This is a genomic window from Spirillospora sp. NPDC048819, from assembly GCF_040650055.1.
In the GTDB taxonomy this organism is placed as follows: Bacteria; Actinomycetota; Actinomycetes; order Streptosporangiales; family Streptosporangiaceae; genus Spirillospora.
This window is the reverse complement of the sequence record NZ_JBEZGN010000008.1, coordinates 98199-115125: the sequence shown is the minus strand read 5'-3', so window position 1 is coordinate 115125 and position 16927 is coordinate 98199. Positions and strand designations below refer to the sequence as shown.

General features: G+C 72.8%; 16 protein-coding genes. 6 read left to right on the top strand and 10 right to left on the bottom strand.

Annotated features, from left to right (window positions below; all coding sequences use genetic code 11):
• The first annotated feature begins 109 nt into the window (after positions 1-109).
• Positions 110-1789, top strand: coding sequence for an acetolactate synthase (locus AB0C35_RS14105; protein WP_358454735.1), 1680 nt, complete (start codon positions 110-112; stop codon positions 1787-1789).
• Positions 1782-2276 (top strand): GNAT family N-acetyltransferase, encoded by a 495-nt coding sequence (locus AB0C35_RS14100; protein WP_358454732.1) that lies wholly within the window; start codon positions 1782-1784, stop codon positions 2274-2276. The genes AB0C35_RS14105 and AB0C35_RS14100 overlap by 8 nt, the downstream gene beginning before the upstream one ends.
• A gap of 10 nt (positions 2277-2286) precedes the next feature.
• Here the strand turns inward: AB0C35_RS14100 and AB0C35_RS14095 are convergent, their stop codons facing one another.
• Complete coding sequence (locus AB0C35_RS14095) at positions 2287-2478, bottom strand: hypothetical protein (RefSeq protein WP_358454729.1); 192 nt, start codon at positions 2476-2478, stop codon at positions 2287-2289.
• Positions 2475-3839, bottom strand: coding sequence for a biotin carboxylase N-terminal domain-containing protein (locus tag AB0C35_RS14090; RefSeq protein ID WP_358454726.1), 1365 nt, complete (start codon positions 3837-3839; stop codon positions 2475-2477). Before AB0C35_RS14090 ends, AB0C35_RS14095 begins: the two co-directional genes overlap by 4 nt.
• 430 nt (positions 3840-4269) lie before the next feature.
• Between AB0C35_RS14090 and AB0C35_RS14085 the strand changes: the two genes are divergently transcribed.
• Both AB0C35_RS14085 and AB0C35_RS14080 read left to right on the top strand, forming a co-directional pair.
• A complete protein-coding gene (locus AB0C35_RS14085; RefSeq protein ID WP_358454723.1) occupies positions 4270-5223 on the top strand; it encodes a hypothetical protein in 954 nt (317 codons plus the stop codon).
• A complete protein-coding gene (locus tag AB0C35_RS14080; protein ID WP_358454720.1) occupies positions 5220-5654 on the top strand; it encodes a DoxX family protein in 435 nt (144 codons plus the stop codon). Before AB0C35_RS14085 ends, AB0C35_RS14080 begins: the two co-directional genes overlap by 4 nt.
• Positions 5655-5706: 52 nt before the next feature.
• On the opposite strand, the gene AB0C35_RS14075 is transcribed toward AB0C35_RS14080, so the two are convergent.
• Genes AB0C35_RS14075 through AB0C35_RS14060 form a run of 4 tightly spaced genes read right to left on the bottom strand, consistent with a single transcriptional unit; the run spans position 5707 to position 10248 of the window.
• Positions 5707-6444 carry an XdhC family protein gene (locus tag AB0C35_RS14075; RefSeq protein ID WP_358454717.1) on the bottom strand — a complete coding sequence of 246 codons (738 nt, stop codon included), beginning with the start codon at positions 6442-6444 and terminating at the stop codon, positions 5707-5709.
• A 20-nt stretch (positions 6445-6464) separates the two neighbouring features.
• Positions 6465-8837, bottom strand: a complete 2373-nt coding sequence (locus AB0C35_RS14070) for an aerobic carbon-monoxide dehydrogenase large subunit (RefSeq protein WP_358454714.1) — start codon at positions 8835-8837, stop codon at positions 6465-6467.
• Positions 8834-9331, bottom strand: coding sequence for a (2Fe-2S)-binding protein (locus AB0C35_RS14065; protein ID WP_358454711.1), 498 nt, complete (start codon positions 9329-9331; stop codon positions 8834-8836). Before AB0C35_RS14065 ends, AB0C35_RS14070 begins: the two co-directional genes overlap by 4 nt.
• Positions 9328-10248, bottom strand: coding sequence for a xanthine dehydrogenase family protein subunit M (locus tag AB0C35_RS14060; RefSeq protein WP_358454708.1), 921 nt, complete (start codon positions 10246-10248; stop codon positions 9328-9330). Before AB0C35_RS14060 ends, AB0C35_RS14065 begins: the two co-directional genes overlap by 4 nt.
• A 112-nt stretch (positions 10249-10360) precedes the next feature.
• Here AB0C35_RS14060 and AB0C35_RS14055 point away from each other — a divergent pair, with 112 nt between their 5' ends.
• A complete protein-coding gene (locus tag AB0C35_RS14055) occupies positions 10361-11284 on the top strand; it encodes a LysR family transcriptional regulator (protein ID WP_358454705.1) in 924 nt (307 codons plus the stop codon).
• A gap of 49 nt (positions 11285-11333) precedes the next feature.
• Here AB0C35_RS14055 and fusA read toward each other — a convergent pair whose 3' ends face one another.
• Both fusA and AB0C35_RS14045 read right to left on the bottom strand, forming a co-directional pair.
• Positions 11334-13355: an elongation factor G gene (gene fusA, locus AB0C35_RS14050; RefSeq protein WP_358454701.1), complete on the bottom strand. Its 2022-nt coding sequence runs from the start codon at positions 13353-13355 to the stop codon at positions 11334-11336.
• Positions 13356-13466: 111 nt separating this feature from the next.
• Entirely contained in the window at positions 13467-14099 is a 633-nt protein-coding gene (locus tag AB0C35_RS14045) for a GntR family transcriptional regulator (protein ID WP_358454698.1), read from the bottom strand.
• An 89-nt stretch (positions 14100-14188) separates the two neighbouring features.
• Between AB0C35_RS14045 and AB0C35_RS14040 the strand changes: the two genes are divergently transcribed.
• Positions 14189-14950: a DUF1932 domain-containing protein gene (locus tag AB0C35_RS14040; RefSeq protein WP_358454695.1), complete on the top strand. Its 762-nt coding sequence runs from the start codon at positions 14189-14191 to the stop codon at positions 14948-14950.
• Here the strand turns inward: AB0C35_RS14040 and AB0C35_RS14035 are convergent.
• On the bottom strand, positions 14947-15894 hold the full coding sequence (locus tag AB0C35_RS14035; protein ID WP_358454692.1) for a catechol 2,3-dioxygenase: 948 nt from the start codon (positions 15892-15894) through the stop codon (positions 14947-14949). The two genes, AB0C35_RS14040 and AB0C35_RS14035, sit on opposite strands and share 4 nt — an antisense overlap.
• A complete protein-coding gene (locus tag AB0C35_RS14030) occupies positions 15891-16922 on the bottom strand; it encodes a 4-oxalomesaconate tautomerase (RefSeq protein WP_358454689.1) in 1032 nt (343 codons plus the stop codon). Before AB0C35_RS14030 ends, AB0C35_RS14035 begins: the two co-directional genes overlap by 4 nt.
• Positions 16923-16927 lie beyond the last annotated feature (5 nt).

Here is a 16927-nt window from a genome sequence, read left to right as displayed (position 1 = left end):
CGGTGCCTCCGGGGGTCGGCTTTCCGGCCAATCAACATCGCGAACCCATTGGTCGTCAACCCTCTAACTACTAGTGCACAAGTAAGCGATCGCTTGTTACGGTGCGTGCATGACGGCTCGGCACGGCGGCGACACGGCGATCGCGGAGATCCGCAGGCACGGCGTCGAAACGATGTTCACGTTGTCGGGCGGGCACGTGTTCCCGTTGTACGACGGCGCGGTCGGCGAGGACGGCGCCGAGACCGGCGCCGCGAGAACAGGGCGGGACGCGTCGCCCCGCATCCTGGACGTCCGGCACGAGCAGACCGCCGTGTTCGCGGCGGAGGCGACGGCGCGGCTCACCCGCCGCACCGGTCTGGCCGTCCTGACGGCGGGCCCCGGCGTCACCAACGGCGTCAGCGGCATCACGACCGCCCATTTCAACGGGTCACCGGTCGTCGTCCTCGGCGGCCGCGCCCCCGCGGGCCGGTGGGGCGCGGGGGCGCTCCAGGAACTCGACCAGCCGCCGATCCTGGAGCCCGTCACCAAGCTGGCGATGACGGCCGGCGGGCCGGGCACCCTCGCCTCCGACATCGCCCTCGCGTTCGCGACGGCCGCCGCCCCGCACCGCGGGCCGGTGTTCCTCGACGTTCACATGGACCACCTGTTCGGCCCCGCCGGTCCGGGCGGCGGCGCCGACGAGATCCCCGAGCCGCCGGAGCGGCCCGCCGACCCGGAGGCGCTGGGCCGCGTCGCCGGGCTGCTGAAGGCCGCGCGCCGTCCCGTCCTCGTCCTCGGCTCGGACGTGTGGATGGACGGCGCCGACGAGGCCGCCCGCGCGTTCGCCGAGGAGCTGCGGCTGCCCGTGGTCGCCAACGGGCAGGGACGCGGCATCCTGCCCGCCGGGCACGAGCTGCTCGTCACCCGTGCCAGAGGCGACGCGTTCGGGAACGCCGACCTCGTCATCGTCGCGGGCACGCCGCTGGACTTCCGCCTCGGCTACGGCTCGTTCGGCGACGGCACGGCCAAGGTCGTTCACATCGCGGACGCGCCCTGCCAGCTGGCGACCCACGCCCGCACCGCCGCGACCGCGGCCGGGGACCTGTCCCCGCTGTTCACCGACCTCGCCGCCGCCTGCGCCAAGGCGGGCGTGTCCCCCACGGTGTACGCGGAGTGGCGGGAGGGCCTGCGCGACGCGACCTGCGCCGCCATCGCCGGCGACGTCGACCTGCTCGCGTCCGGCGCCGACCCGATCCATCCGCTGCGGATCTACGGGGAGCTGTCCAAGGTCCTCGACGACGACGCCGTGGTGATCGGGGACGGCGGCGACTTCGTCTCCTACGCGGGCAAGTACGTCGAGCCGCGGCGGCCCGGCGGCTGGCTCGACCCCGGCCCGTACGGCTGCCTCGGCACCGGGCTCGGCTACGCGATCGCGGCGCGTCTCGCCCGCCCCGCCGCGCAGGTGGTGCTGCTGCTCGGCGACGGAGCCGCCGGCCTGTCGCTCATGGACGCGGACAGCCTCGTGCGGCACGGCCTGCCGGTCGTCATGATCGTGGGCAACAACGGCTCCTGGGGGCTGGAGAAACACCCGATGCGCATGCTGTACGGCTACGACGTGGCCGCCGACCTGCAGCCGCACTGCCGCTACGACGAGGTCGTGAAGGCGCTCGGCGGCGCCGGCGAGCTCGTCACCGACCCGGACGAGATCGGGCCCGCGCTGCGCCGCGCGTTCGCCTCGGGCGTCCCGTACCTGGTCAACGTCGCCACCGACCCGGACGTCTCCTACCCACGCAAGACCACCGGTGTCTGATCCGGTGATCGTCCGCCAGGCCCGCCCGGACGAGTACGGCCTGATCGGCGACCTGACCGCGGAGGTCTATGTGGACGGCGGCCTGGTGTCGGCCGCGTCCTCGTACGTGAGCACGCTCCGGGACGCCGCCGGCCGCGCCGCCGGATCCGAGCTGCTCGTCGCCGAGGTCGGCGGCGAGGTCGCGGGGGCCGTCGCGTACTGCCCGCCCGGCAGCCCCTACGTCCAGGTCGCCGGGCCGGACGAGGCCGAGTTCCGCATGCTCGCCGTCCGAGAGAAGGCCCGCGGCAGGGGCGTGGGCCGCGCAATGGTCCTGGCGTGCGCCGACCGTGCCCGCGCGGCCGGGCTCACCGGGCTGCGCCTGTCGACCGGGCCGGACATGACGGCCGCCCACCGCCTGTACGAGCGCATGGGCTTCGTCCGCACGCCCGACCGCGACTGGGCGCCCGCGCCGGGCGTGGACCTGATCACCTACGCCCTGGCGTTCTAGCCGGGTGCGTCTAGGACGCGGCGCCCGGTTCCAGCGCGCCGTGCTCGGAGCAGCGGGCCGTCCAGCCCAGCGGCGTGACCTTGACGATCATCCGGCGGCGGCAGTGCGGGCAGTAGCGCGGCGGCTCCATCAGGCGGGCGGCGCGGCACGCCGCGTGGTCGCCCTCGGCGGCGGGTTCGCCGCACCTGTCGCAGTAGCTCAACGTTCCGCTCCCGGTGCCCGCATGCGCCCCACCACCCCGGTGTCGTAGGTCCCGTCGGCGAACTCGGGCCGGCCGAGCAGTTCTCGCAGGAAGGGCAGGTTCGTCGCGACCCCCTCGATGCGGAACGCGTCAAGGGCGGCGCGCGCCCGGCCCAGCGCGTGGGCGCGGTCGTCGCCGTGGACGCACAGCTTGGCGAGCAGCGGATCGTAGTGGGAGGTGACGGTGGTGCCCTCGGCGTACCCGGCGTCGATGCGGATGCCGTCCCCGACGGGCTCCTCCCACATCGTGATCTCGCCCGAGCCGGGGAGGAACCGCTGCGGGTCCTCCGCGAGGACGCGGAACTCGACGGCATGGCCGCGGGGCGTCACGCCGGTGAACGAGACGGGCTCGCCGGCGGCGACGCGGAACTGCTGCTCGACGAGGTCGATGCCGGTGACCATCTCGGTCACGGGATGCTCGGCCTGGAGGCGGGTGTCCATCTCCAGGAAGGTGAAGTCCTGTGCGGCGGGGTCGACGAGGCATTCGACGGTGCCGGCGCCGCGGTAGCCGACCGCCTCACCGGCGCGGACGGCGGCGGCGCGCATCCGCTCGCGCAGCGCCGGGGTGACGGCGGGCGACGGGGTCTCCTCGACGATCTTCTGGTGGCGGCGCTGGACGGAGCAGTCCCGCTCGCCGAGCGCGACGACGGCGCCGTCGGCGAGGCCGAGGATCTGCACCTCGACGTGCCGGGCGCCCGGCACGAACCGTTCGATCAGCACATCGTGCCCGGCGGCGCGGCCCCGCCCGGACAGGCGCTCGGCGGCGGCGCGGGCCGTCTCGTACGCCTCGCGCAGCGTCTCCTCGTCGTGGGCGGCGCCCATGCCGAGGCCGCCGCCGCCCGCGGCGGGCTTGACCATGACGGGGTAGCCGATGCGCTCGGCCTCCTCGACCGCGGTCTGGACGTCCGGGACGGGCTCCCACACCCCGGCCGCGACGGGCAGGCCCGCCTCCTTCATCAGGTTCCGGGAGTTGATCTTGTCGCCCATCCGGGCGATGACCAGCGGCGGCGGCCCGATCCAGACGCGGCCCTGGTCGGCGACGGCCCGGGCGAACGCGGCGCTCTCGGCGAGGTAGCCGTCACCGGGGTGGACGGCCTGCGCGTTCGTCCTGCGCGCGGCCTCCATGACCGCGGGGACGCTCAGGTAGCTGCGCGCGGGGTCGGCCGGGCCGATGAGGACGGCCTCGTCCGCCTCGGCGACGAACGGCAGGTCGACGTCGGCCTGCGAGTACACCGCGATGGCCTTGAGCCCCATCGCGCGTGCCGTGTGGATGACCCGGCCGGCGATCTCGCCCCGGTTCGCCACGAGCACGGACTCGAACACCTGCGGACTCCCCCCTCGCGGATCGGCGGGGCCGGTGCCCCGATCCGCCGAGACTAGCGGGGGCGGTGTCCCCGCGTCCGGCCGCGTACCCGACAAATCCCCGGCTCGCCGCTTGTGCGTCCCGGCAGCCCGCGGCGCTCCACGGGGCGCGCCCGGAGTCGCCTCCCGGCCCCGGCGATGATATCGGCGAAATCACCGGTCTCCTTTCGGACGGTTCGGCGAATTGACTGATCAGTGGTCCTCGGCGGCGTGGTTGTGCCGAGGCACAATTGACTTCACGTCGAACGGGGTTCACCGTGTGGACGTCGCGGCCGACCGTTTCCGCATTGACGCGGAATGATCTTGCAAATCCTTTCCCATCGGTCTGCCGCCGCATGCAGAAAATGCGCCGCGGTTCCCCCGCTCGGCGCGGCTCCCCAAGGAGGAGACCTTGTCCCTCAGAAGAATCCTCGTCGCCATCGGTGCGGCAACGGCGCTGGCAGGCGCCGTGCCGCTCCCCGCCACCGCCCAGGCTGCACCGGCCGCGAAGGCGGCGCCGGCGACGGCGCAGTCGCAGACCGTGACCCTTCGGTACGGGCCCTACACCATTCCGGCGGCAGCCGACGGCGAGCACGGCATGCTGCCGAACCAGATCGATTTCAACATCGAGAAGCCGTGCGAGAACTGCTATGTCACGGGCTTCAAGCCGAATCTCGTCTACGCGGACGGAAGCAACGCCAACATCAACACCGGGCCGATGCTGCACCATGCGGTGATCTTCAATTCGTCCGCGCGGGACACCGTCTGCGCCGGGCCCGAGCGCGTCCTCGCGTCGGGCAACGAGCGGGTCGAGAGCGTCTTCCCGGCCGGCTACGGGTTCCGGATCGGGTCCCGCGACCGCTGGACGCTGCTCGCCGACCTGATGAACCACGCGCACGAGGAGAAGACCGCCTACGTCGAGTTCACGTTCACCTACCAGTCCGTGTTCGGCTCGCGCATCACGCCGGTCACCCCGCTCTGGCTGGACGTCGGCGGCTGCGCGGACTCGACCTGGGACACGCCCCCCGGCCAGGAGAGCGAGAACTCCCGGACGTGGCGCTCGACGATCTCGGGTGACCTCGTCCACATCCGCGGGCACCTGCACCACGGCGGCATCGCGGTGCAGACCGAGAACGTCACCACCGGGCAGCTGATGTGCCGCAGCGTGGCCGAGGAGGGCGGCACGCCGGAGTTCGTCGACCACCACGGCAACACCGAGATCTCCGACATGCCGTCGTGCGGCGGCAGCCCGATCGGCCGGATCGACCGGGGCGACACCCTGAAGATCACCGCGTCCTACAGGGCGTCCGAGGAGGGATTCACGGGCGTCATGGGCATCATGACCGGCTGGGTGACCGGGAGATGATCTCGGTGGACCGGCTGGGCGAACCGGTGCTCGCGCTGTTCCGCGCCGTCGTCGGGCTGCTGTTCCTGTGCCACGGGACGGCGTCGCTGTTCGGCGTGCTGGGCGGCAACCGGGGCAGCGGCCAGGCGCTCGACTTCGCCGCCTGGCCGGGCTGGTGGGCCGCGCTCATCCAGTTCGTCTGCGGCGCGCTGGTGCTGGCCGGCCTGTTCACCCGCCCGGCGGCCGTCCTGGCGTCCGGTTCGATGGCGTACGCGTACTTCGTCGTCCACCAGCCGGACGCGCTGCTGCCGATACGCAACGGCGGCGAGAGCGCGGCGATGTTCTGCTGGGCGTTCCTGCTGATCGCGGTGTTCGGGCCGGGCGCGTGGGCGCTGGACGCCCTCCTCGCCCGCCGCCGGACCGAGCCGGTGAGGGCCGCCTCGCGCACCTGATCCGGATCGACGCGGAGGGGCCCGGCGACTCGGCCGGGCCCCTCCCCGCGCATCACGCGCAGCAGTGGCCGTGCGCCTCGGCCCGATCCGGTTCGGGACCCGCCACAGGCCGGGGCGGCGCCGGTCGCTGCGAAAGGATCTCCGCCAGGACCGACAGGGCGATCTCGGAGGCGGTGCGGGCGCCGATGTCCAAGCCCGCCGGGGTGTGGATCCGGTCCCCGTGCTCCAGGGACGCGGCCACCGCCGAACCCCGTTTCCGGCTGGCGATCAACCCGATGTAAGGGACGCCGGCGTGCAGCGCGGCCTTGAGGATGGCCTCCTCGTCCCGCCCGTGCGTGGCGACGACGACCGCCGCCGCGTCCGGGCCGGGCGGGTCGGCGGCCCCGGACGGGCGGGCGTCGAACCCGGCGGCGCGTCCGACGTCGACGAGGGCGCGGGCGACCGGCCCGTCCCCGTGCACGTGGACCAGGGCCGGCGGGATGACCGTTTCGAGGAACACGTCGAGCGTCCCGCCCGACAGGCACGGGTTGTTGACCGTGACGAGCCCGTCCATGGGGGCGCTGCCGGCTCCCGGGGTGATGCGCAGCAGCGTCGACTCGCCGGATTCGAGGAGCCGGAGCGCCTGGTCGCGCACCGTCGACTCGGCGCACCCGCCGCCGACGAACCCCTCCAGCGTCCCGTCGGGCAGCACGAGCGCCCGGTCGCCCGTCTTCGCGCTCGTCGGACGTTCCGCGCGGACGACCGTGGCGAGCACATAGGGCGTCCGCTCGCTCCGCAGTGTCTCGCCCATGGTCGACAGGGCCCTGTCCATCATGGGATCGCCAGGTCGGTGCGGAAGGGCCGCCCTTGGATGACGCGCCAGACGTTCGCCGGGGTGAGCGGCATGTCGGCGTGCCGGACGCCGTAGGGCCGGAGGGCGTCCACGACCGCGTTGACGATCGCGGCGGGCGACCCGACCGTCGCGGACTCCCCGACGCCCTTCGCCCCGAGCGGATGGTGCGGGGACGGGGTGACGGTCTCGCCCAGCTCCCACGACGGGCACTCCATCGACGTCGGAAGCAGGTAGTCCATGAACGAGGCGCCGAGATGGTTGCCGTCCTCGTCGAACGCCATGACCTGCATGAGCGCCATCCCGACCCCGTCGGCGAGCCCGCCGTGCACCTGCCCCTCGACGATCATGGGATTGATCCGGACGCCGCAGTCGTCGACCGCGATGAAACGCCGGACGGCGACCTTGCCCGTGCCGGGATCGACGTCCACGACCGCGATGTAGGCGCCGAACGGGTAGGTGAGGTTGGGCGGGTTGTAGACGGTGGTCGCGTCGAGGTGGCCTTCGACGCCCTCCGGCAGTTCGAGGCTGCCGTGCGCGGCCATCGCGATCTCCTGCATCGTGGCGCCGGACGACGGGTCGCCGCGGACGATCCACCGTCCCGGCGTCCACTCGAGGTCCTCCGGCGACGCCTCCAGCATCGCGCCCGCGACGATCCGGGCCCGCTCGCGCACCTTCCGCGCGACCACCGCCGTCGCCGCGCCCGACACCGGCGTGGACCGCGACCCGTAGGTGCCGAGCCCGAACGGCGTCTGGTCGGTGTCGCCGTGGACGACCTCGACATCGTCATACGGGATGCCGAGTTCGTGGGCGACGATCTGCGCGAACGTCGTCTCGTGGCCCTGCCCCTGCGTCTGGACGGAGATGCGCAGCACCGCCTTGCCGGTCGGGTGGACGCGGAGTTCGGCGCCGTCCGCCATGCCGAGGCCGAGGATGTCCATGTGCTTGCGCGGGCCGGCGCCGACCGCCTCGGTGAAGAAGCTGATCCCGATGCCCGTCAAGGGCCCGTCGCCGCGTTCGCGCCGGCCGGCCTGTTCGGCGCGCAGCTTGTCGTACCCGGCGATGTCCATGGCGGTGCGCAGGGCGCGCGGGTAGTCGCCGGAGTCGTACTCCCAGCCGGTCGCCGTCGAGTACGGGAACTGCTCGGAGCGCAGCAGGTTGCGCATCCGGAGTTCGGCGGGGTCGACGTCCAGTTCGGCGGCCAGCAGGTCCATCATCCGCTCGACCAGGTATGCGGCCTCGGTGATGCGGAACGAGCAGGCGTAGGCGACGCCGCCAGGCGCCTTGTTGGTGTAGACGCCGGTGACGGCGCAGTGGGCGGCCTCGATGTCGTACGAGCCGGTGAACACGTGGAAGAACCCGGCGGGGAACTTCGTCGGCTGCGCGGTTCCGTTGAACGCGCCGTGGTCGGCGAGGACCTTCACGCGCAGCCCGCGGACGCGGCCGTCCCGCGTCGCGGCGATCTCGCCCCGCATGTGGTAGTCGCGGGCGAACGACGTGGTCATGAGGTTCTCCGACCGGTCCTCCATCCACTTGACCGGCCGTCCCGTGACGATCGACCCGACGATCGCGCAGACGTAGCCGGGGTAGATGCCGACCTTGTTGCCGAAGCCGCCGCCGATGTCGGGCGAGACGACCCGGATCTTGTGCTCGGGCAGCCCCGCGACCAGCGCGTACACGGTGCGGTGCGCGTGCGGCGCCTGGGTCGTGGTGTGGACGGTGAGCTTGCCCGTCACCTTGTCCATGTCGGCGACGATCCCGCACGTCTCCAGCGGCGCCGGGTGCACCCGCGGGTACAGGACGTCCTGGGCCACGACCACCTCGGCCTCGTCGAAGACCCGGCCGGTCTGCTCGGCGTCCCCGGCCTCCCAGTCGAAGATGTGGTTGTCGGTGCGTCCTTCCAGGTCGTCGCGGATGAGCGGGGCGCCGTCGTCCAGTGCGGTGCGGGCGTCGATCACCGGCGGCAGCGCCTCGTAGTCCACGTCGATCAGCTCCAGCGCGTCCCGCGCGGCGTAGTGCGTCTCCGCGACGACGAACGCGACCTCCTGCCCCTGGAACCGCACCTTGTCGGTCGCGAGGACGGCCTGCACGTCGCCGGACAGCGTCGGCATCCACGCGAGGTTCAGGCCCGCGAGCGTCTCACCGGTGATGACGGCCCTGACCTGCGGGTGCGCTTCGGCGGCCGTGGTGTCGACCGCGACGAGCCGGGCGTGGGCGTGCGGGCTGCGCAGCACCGCCCCGTACAGCATCCCCGGCAGCTTGATGTCGTCGACGTAGTTGCCCTGGCCGCGGATGAAGCGGGCGTCCTCCTTGCGCGGCACCCTGCCGAAACCGTGATGCCCGTTCTCGCTCACGACGTCACTTCCTCGGTCTGTTCCGCCGGGTCGCCCGCGGGATGCCCGGCCGCCCAGCGGACGGACCGGACGATGTTCTCGTAGCCGGTGCACCGGCAGATCTGCCCTGACACGGCCTCGCGGATCTCCGCCTCGGACGGGTCGGGGCGGTGGTCGAGCAGCCACCGCGACGTCATCAGCATCCCCGGTGTGCAGAACCCGCACTGCAGGCCGTGGCACTCGGTGAAGCCCTTCTGGACGGGGTCGAGTTCGCCGTCCCGTTCCAGGCCCTCCACGGTCCGGACCTCCTTGCCGGACGCCATCACCGCCAGGACCGTGCACGACTTCACCGGCACGTCGTCCAGCCAGACGACGCAGGCGCCGCAGTTGGAGGTGTCGCAGCCCCAGTGCGTCCCGGTGAGGTCCAGTTCGTCCCGCAGGAAGTGGACGAGCAGCAGCCGCGGCTCGACGTCGCGGGTGTAGGGCCGCCCGTTGACCGTCACGGTGATGTTCATGCTCCGCCCCTCGTTCCGGCGCACCTCGCGTAGGCGCGGCGCAGCGCGCGTGTGGTCAGCTCCCCGGCCAGGTGACGCTTGTAGTCGGCCGGTCCCCGCTGGTCGGACCCGGGGTCGCAGTGCTCGGCGGCGACCCGCCCGGCCTCGGCGAACACCTCCTCGGACGGGGCCGCGCCGCGCAGCACGTCCTCGGCCTCGGCCGCGACGAAGTGCTCGGCCCGGACGGCGGTCAGCCCGATCCCGGCGTCGGCGATCCGGTCGCCGTCCAGCCAGAGGGCGGCGCCGGCGGCGGCGAGCGGCCAGTCCCCCACCCGCCGCTCGACCTTCTCGTAGGCGCTGGCGTGTTGATACCGACCCCCTGACGGGGTCCCGCCCCCACCTCGGCCGGGCCGGATCGGGATCCGCAGCTCGGTGAGCAGTTCGCCCGGCTCGACGACCGTCTCGTACGGGCCGGTGTGGAACTCGCGGAGCGGCACCGTCCGCTCCCCGTCCGGTCCCCTGATCACCGCGGACGCCCGCAGCGCCCCGAACGCCGCCGACAGGTCCTCGGACGGGTCGGCCTGGCACAGCGAGCCCCCGACCGTGCCGCGGTTGCGGACCACCGGGTCGGCGATCACGCGTTCCGCGTCGTGCAGGATCGGGAAGTGCTCCCCCGCGACCGCCGAGTCGAGCAACTCGGCGTGCCGGACGAGGGCGCCCACGCACAGCATGCCGCCCTCGACGCGGATGCGGGACAGCTCGTCCACGTCGTTGATGTCGATCAGCGCCTCGGGCTGGGCAAGCCGGAGCTTCATCATCGGGATGAGGCTGTGGCCGCCCGCCACCACCCGTGCCTCGTCTCCATGGCGCGCGAGCAGTGCGAGGGCCTCCTCGACGGTCGCCGCCTTCTCGTACTCGAAGTTCGCCGGTACTTGCACGAGACCCCCTCGGGGTGGGATGTGGCCGGATTCTCACCCCGCCCGCGAACAGGCACAACAGCCGAATAAGCGAAGGCTTAACGCGCGGCCGTCCGGGGCGCAGACTGGCGGCATGACCCTCACGCAGCTCGGCGCGTTCGTTCTCGTCGCCAGGCTCGGCTCGGTGAAGGAGGCGGCCCGCGCGCTGAACGTGAGCGAGCCCGCGGTCTCCCAGGCGCTCACCGCGCTGCGCCAGCACATGGGCGACCCGCTCCTCGTCCGAGGGCCGGGCGGGATGACGCTGACCGAGGGCGGCGCCCGCCTCCTGCCGATCGCGTCGCAGATGGTGGTGCTCGGCGCCGAGGCGGAGGGCGCCGTGCGCGCGGCCCGCGGCGCGCCCGAGGCGCTGCGGGTCGTCGCCGCCCCCGCGGTCGCGGAGTTCGTCGCGACGCCGCTGCTGGACGCGTTCACCGCCCGCTCCGCGCGCGACGTCGAGGGCAGCTCGGGCGTCGTCGCGGGACGGGAGATGCCCGTCCTGCTGCACAACCGGCTCGCCGACATGGCGATCGGCCCGCACCTCGCCGACGACCAGGGCCTGGTCAGCGAACCGGTCTTCCGCGCGAGCATCGTCGCCGTCGGGACCGCCGCCGGTCCGCGCCCGCTGTGGCTGGTCGACCCGTCCGGCACCGACCCGTCCAGCGAGACGTCCCGGCTGCTGCGCCGGCTGAAGGTCCCCGAGGACAGGGTCCGCGTCTACCCCAACCAGACCGCCGCGTGGGCCGCGGCCGCCGACGGCGACGGCCTCGCCGTGGCCCTCGCGCACCTGGTCGCTCCGCGCGTCCAGCGCGGCGAGCTGCGCGTCATCGCGACGCCCGCGACCCCGGCGGAGATCCGCTGGCACGCCACGACACTCGCGCCCGACCGGCGCCCGCCGCTGGCCGGCGCGTTCCGCCGCTTCCTCGCCACCGCCGAGGCGCTGCACATCATGCGCTCCCCCGGTTCCGGCGTCCCCCCGTCCCGCTTCCGCCCCCCGGTCTACGTGACCATCTGGAGCTGACCGGGGCCGCACGGGCGGTGTTGCCTGTACGGCCCCGGCCGGACGGGGTTCAGCCCGCCGAGATGATCTTTTCGGCGACCGAGGGCGGGACTTCGGCGTGGGCGTCGAACTGCATCGTGAAGACGCCCCGGCCGGAGGTCATGCCGCGCAGCGCCCCGACGTAGCCGAACATCTCCGACAGCGGGACCAGGGCGCGGACGACCCGGGCGCCGGCGCGCTCGCCGGTGCCCTCGACCCGGCCGCGGCGGGCGTTGAGGTCGCCGATGACCGATCCCAGGTACTCCTCGGGGGTGGTGACCTCGACGGCCATCACCGGTTCGAGCAGCACCGGGCGTGCGCGCCGGACGGCCTCCTTGAACGCCATCGAACCGGCGATCTTGAAGGCGAGCTCGGACGAGTCGACGGGGTGGAAGTCGCCGTCGAGCAGGGTGACCCGCACGCCCGTCATCTCGTGCCCCGCGAGCACGCCGGTCTGCATCGCCTCCTGGCAGCCCGCGTCCACGGACGGGATGAACTCCTTCGGGATCCGCCCGCCGGTGACCCGGTTGACGAACTCGTATCCGTCCTCGATGGGTTCGAGGGAGATCTGCACCTTCGCGTACTGGCCCTTGCCTCCCGTCTGCTTCTGGTGCTTGAAGTCGACCTTGTCCACCCGGCGCCGGATGGTCTCGCGGTAGGCGACGCGAGGCCGGCCCACGTTGGCGCCGACGCCGAACTCCTCCTTCATGCGGTCGATGAGGATCTCCAGGTGGAGTTCGCCCATGCCGCCGATCACGGTCTGCCCGTTCTCGTCGTGGACCTGGAAGGACGGGTCCTCCTCGGAGAGCCGCTGGATGGCGGCGCCGAGCTTCTCCCTGTCGCCCTTGGACCTCGGCTCGATCGCGACCTCGATGACCGGGTCCGGGAAGTCCATGGACTCCAGGACGACGGGGTGCGCCTCGTCGCACAGCGTCTCGCCGGTCGTGGTCTGCTTCAGGCCCATGACCGCGACGATGTCGCCGGCGCCCGCCGACTCGATCTCCTCGCGGCTGTCCGCGTGCATGCGGTAGATCTTGCCGATGCGCTCCTTGCGCGACTTGACGCTGTTCAGCACCGGGGCACCCGACACCAGCCGCCCGGAGTAGATCCGGACGAAGGTGAGCCGGCCCAGATACCGGTCGCTCATGATCTTGAAGGCGAGCGCGGAGAGCGGTGCCTCGTCCGAGACATCGGCCACGTCCAGCGGCGACGGCAGGTACCGCACGACCGCGTCCAGGAGGGGCTGGACGCCCTTGTCCTTGAACGCGCTGCCGCAGAACACGGGGGTGACCGCGGACGCGACCGTGAGCCGCCGGATCGCCGCGTGCAGTTGCTCCCGCGACGGCTCGGCGCCCTCCAGGTACAGGCCCATGACCTCCTCGTCGTGCTCGGCGACCGTCTCGATGAGCGTGCCGCGCCACCGCCGGGCGTCCTCGGCGAGATCCGCCGGGACGTCGACGACCACGTACCCGCCGTCCGGCCAGACGTGCGCCCGCCCGGAGACGAGGTCGACGACGCCCGTGAACTCGGCCCCGGACCCGATGGGCAGTTGCATGACCAGGGGGACGGCCCCGAGCCGTGTACGGATCATGTCCACGCACCGGTGGAAGTCGGCCCCGGCCCGGTCGAGCTTGTTGACGAAGCAGATGCGCGGCACGCCGTACCGGTCGGCCTGCCGCCACACCGTCTCCGACTGCGGCTCGACGCCGGCGACGCCGTCGAACACCGCCACGGCGCCGTCGAGCACGCGCAGGCAGCGTTCGACCTCGATGGTGAAGTCGACGTGGCCCGGCGTGTCGATGAGGTTGACGGTGTGTTCGGCGTCGTCGACGGTCCAATGGCAGGTCGTGGCCGCGGACGTGATCGTGATGCCCCGGTCCCGCTCCTGTTTCATGAAGTCCAGCGCGGCGGCGCCGTCGTGGACTTCGCCGATCCGGTGCGAGACGCCGGTGAAGAACAGGATGCGCTCGGCGGTCGTCGTCTTGCCGGCGTCGATGTGCGCCATGATCCCGATGTTGCGAACCTTGGCGAGGGCAAGGAATGTGGCTGTCATCGGGAGTCCTCCTTCGCTCTTGATGACGACCGCCGCCGGACAAGATCGTCCATTGCGGCATGCGCGACGGTAACGGCGCGGGCCACCCGAAGGCGAAGGGTTTTCCGGTGCTCAGTGAGCGCGGTCCCGGTCGATCTGGGCGAGAGTCTCGATGACGCTGCGCAGATGGGCGCGGGCGGCGTGCTCGGCGGCCTCCGGATCGCGGGCGCAGATCGCCTCGATGATCTCCAGGTGCTGCGGGAGGGAGACCTGCGGGCGGCCCGGGTGCATGGCGAGCCTGAACTGGTGGCGGACGTTCTGGGCGCGCAGCCGTTCCAGGACGCCGGCGGCCGTCCGCTGGCCGCTGATCTCGCGGATGCGGCCGTGGAGCCGCTCGTTCAGCCGGGAGTAGCCGAGGACGTCGCCGGACGCGACCGCGGCGCGCATCTCCTCGCCGACCGCCCGCAGGTCCGCGGCGTCCCCGGCGGTGGCGCGCTCGGCGGCCTTGGCGGCGCACAGGCCCTCGATGACCATGCGGACCTCGGAGATCTCGACGGCCTCGTCGAGCGACACCGCGCGGACGCGGGCGCCGCGGTTCTGCATGCGCTCGATCAGCCCCTCGTTGGCCAGTTCGAGGAGGGCCGCGCGGACGCTGGCGCGGCTGGCGGCGAACTGCTCGGACAGGTCGGCTTCGATCAGCCGCTGGTTCGGGACGAACTCGCCGCTGAGGATCGCCTCGCGGATCCCCGCCACCACGTCGCTCACGGCCGCTCCGAGATTGTCGCCAATTTTGTCGCTGATCTAAGGTAGCCCAGGCGGAGGATGCGCCGTTCGTCGTGGAGAAGGAGAACTGTATGCCGACCATCGCGGTTCTGGGGCTCGGTGAGGCGGGCGGCGCGATCGGGAGCGATCTCGTCGCGGCCGGGGCGGTGGTGCGCGGATACGACCCCGCGGTCGCGGCCCCGGACGGGATGGCCGGGGCCGGAAGCGAGGCCGAGGCCGTCGCCGGGGCCGATCTCGTGCTGAGCGTCAACAGCGCGCACGACGCGGTCGCGGCGCTCGAGGCGGGCCTCGACGCCGTCGGCGACGGTGCCGTCTGGGCCGACCTGAACACCGCGTCCCCGGGGTTGAAGCGGGAACTGGACGCCGTCGCGAAGGCCGCCGGGGTCCGCCTCGCCGATGTGGCGATCATGGCGCCGGTGCCGGGACGCGGGCTGCGCACCCCGATGCTGGCCTGCGGCGACGGCGCCGGGGACGTCCGCCGGGTCCTCGCGCCGCTCGGCGCGTCCATCGAGGTGATGGACGCCGAGGCCGGGGTGGCGGCGGGCCGCAAGCTGCTGCGCAGCGTCTTCTTCAAGGGCCTGGCCGGGTCGGTCGTCGAGGCGCTGGAGGCGGCGCGGGCCGCGGGCTGCGAGGACTGGCTCCGCCAGAACATCGTCGACGAGCTGACGGCGGCCGGCGAGGGCACCGTGGAGCGGCTCGTCACCGGGACGTACAAGCACGCCGTCCGCCGCGCCGCCGAGATGGAGGCCGCCGCGACGATGCTGGACGAACTGGACGTCCCGCCGGCGATGGCCGCCGCCAGCCGCGACCTCCTGACCCGCCTCTCCCGTTAGCCGACCGGCGGGGTGCCGTGGGTGTGGAACGACTCGATGGTCTTCAAGCCCCATGCCTGGCCCTTCGCGCGCTCCGCCTCCGTCCAGGTGACGGTCTTCCAGTCCGGCGCCAGGATGAGGCGGGCGGACGGGTTGCACAGCTCGACGCGGTTGCCGCCCGGCTCGTAGACGTAGAGGAAGAACGTCTGCTGGATGGCGTGCTTGTGCGGTCCCGTCTCGATGAAGACGCCGTGGTCGAGGAAGATGTCGGCGGCGCGGAGGATGTCCTCGCGGGTGTCGGTCGCGAACGCGATGTGGTGCAGGCGGCCGCTGCTGCCCGTCCGGTCCCGCGTGTAGACGAGGTCGTAGGACTTGTTGGTGAAGGTGACCCAGCGTCCGGCGATCGTGCCGTCGTCCAGGCGGATCTGCTCGGTCGGGTGCCCGCCGAGCACGTCCCGCAGGAAGTCGGTGCTCGGCTCGACCTCGGCGGCCAGGAAGTTGACGTGGTCGAGGCGGCGGACGCACACGCCCATCGCCGGGTACGCCTGCGCCTGGTTCTTCAGCGACGGCGCCAGCTCCGGCGGCGCCCGGTACCACTCCGACTCCCAGTAGATCTCCAGCTCGTGGCCGTCCGGGTCGCGGAACACGTACGTCGGGCCGATGCCGGGGTCGCCGTCGCGCCAGCCGATGCCGAGGCCCGCGTCCTCGATCGCCCTGACGCGCCGGTCGAGCGCCTCCCGGCTCGACGCCCGCAGCCCGGTCCGCCGGATGCCGGACGTGGTGTGCGCGGTGAGCTTGAGGGTGTGGTGCTCGTAGTCGTCCCACGTCCGCAGGTACACCGAGTCGCCCTCGGCGCCGTTCTCGGTCAGGCCCATGACGCGGGTGAAGAACCACAGGCTCTTCTCGGGTTCGGGCGTCAGCAGCTCGACGTGTCCGACATGGGCGATCTCGTGCTTGATGGTCATGGTCTGCTCCGGGGGAAGACGGTTCCGTCGAAAAGCTTGCGGGCCGTCCGGACGATGCTGGACCGGCGGACGGTCATGCCGTCCAGCTCGACCCGCACGTCCAGGCGCCCGGTGGGGTGCTCGATGCTCATCGGGACGCCCGGCGGCGGGAACTCGGCGAGGTCGTGGCCGGCCGCGCCGTCGATCAGCACCGCGGTGGCGACGCTGACCGCGCCGAGCACGCCGATCGAGGTGTGCACGCGCAGCGGGATGAACGTGCGGGTGCAGATCGTCCCGCCGGCGCGGGGCGGCGCGACCAGGGTGGTCTTGGGCACCGAGGCGGCCGTGACGTCGCCGAGGCCCATCAGCTCCCCGGCCCGGAGCCGCAGCGACTGGACGCGGTCGCGCAGCGCGTCCAGTTCGTCCAGGCTCTCGTACCCGGTGACACCGAGGTCGGACGCGGCGGCCACCACCACCGGCATCCCGTTGTCGACGCAGGTGACCTCGATGCCGTCGATCACATCGCGTAGACGGCCGGTGGGAAGCAGCGCCCCGCAGGACGAGCCTTCCGTCTCCGCGAAGTCCAGGACGACCGGTGCGGCGGTGCCGGGCACACCGGAGACGGCGGTGCCGCCGTCGTAGTCGACGACGCCGCCGGGCGTGGGGAACGTCGCGGTCGCGACGCTCCGCGAGTTGACCATTCTGATGCGGACGCTCGTGCGCTCGTCCCCCGCCGCGACCAGCCCGCGCTCGACGGCGAACGGCCCGACGCCGGCCAGCACGTTGCCGCAGTTCTGCCGGTCGGACACGACCGGTTCCTCGACGCCGACCTGGAGGAACAGGTAGTCGACGTCGGCGGCCGCGTCGGCGGAGCGGGAGACGACGGCGACCTTGCTGGTGAGCGGGTGCGCGCCCCCGATCCCGTCGATCTGCCGGGGGTCGGGGGTGCCCATGACGCGCAGCAGCAGGTCGTCGCGCACGGCCGGGTCGGAGGGGAGGTCGCCGGCCAGGAAGTAGGCGCCCTTCGACGTCCCGCCGCGCATCATCATGCAGC

What these genes read in the sequence shown, in the direction of transcription:
- fusA (WP_358454701.1), bottom strand. Translation starts at nt 13,355, where the DNA reads ATGACAGCCACATTCCTTGCCCTCGCCAAGGTTCGCAACATCGGGATC.
- AB0C35_RS14035 (WP_358454692.1), bottom strand. Translation starts at nt 15,894, where the DNA reads ATGACCATCAAGCACGAGATCGCCCATGTCGGACACGTCGAGCTGCTG.
- AB0C35_RS14030 (WP_358454689.1), bottom strand. Translation starts at nt 16,922, where the DNA reads ATGATGATGCGCGGCGGGACGTCGAAGGGCGCCTACTTCCTGGCCGGC.
- AB0C35_RS14080 (WP_358454720.1), top strand. Translation starts at nt 5,220, where the DNA reads ATGATCTCGGTGGACCGGCTGGGCGAACCGGTGCTCGCGCTGTTCCGC.
- AB0C35_RS14040 (WP_358454695.1), top strand. Translation starts at nt 14,189, where the DNA reads ATGCCGACCATCGCGGTTCTGGGGCTCGGTGAGGCGGGCGGCGCGATC.
- AB0C35_RS14075 (WP_358454717.1), bottom strand. Translation starts at nt 6,444, where the DNA reads ATGGGCGAGACACTGCGGAGCGAGCGGACGCCCTATGTGCTCGCCACG.
- AB0C35_RS14065 (WP_358454711.1), bottom strand. Translation starts at nt 9,331, where the DNA reads ATGAACATCACCGTGACGGTCAACGGGCGGCCCTACACCCGCGACGTC.
- AB0C35_RS14105 (WP_358454735.1), top strand. Translation starts at nt 110, where the DNA reads ATGACGGCTCGGCACGGCGGCGACACGGCGATCGCGGAGATCCGCAGG.
- AB0C35_RS14055 (WP_358454705.1), top strand. Translation starts at nt 10,361, where the DNA reads ATGACCCTCACGCAGCTCGGCGCGTTCGTTCTCGTCGCCAGGCTCGGC.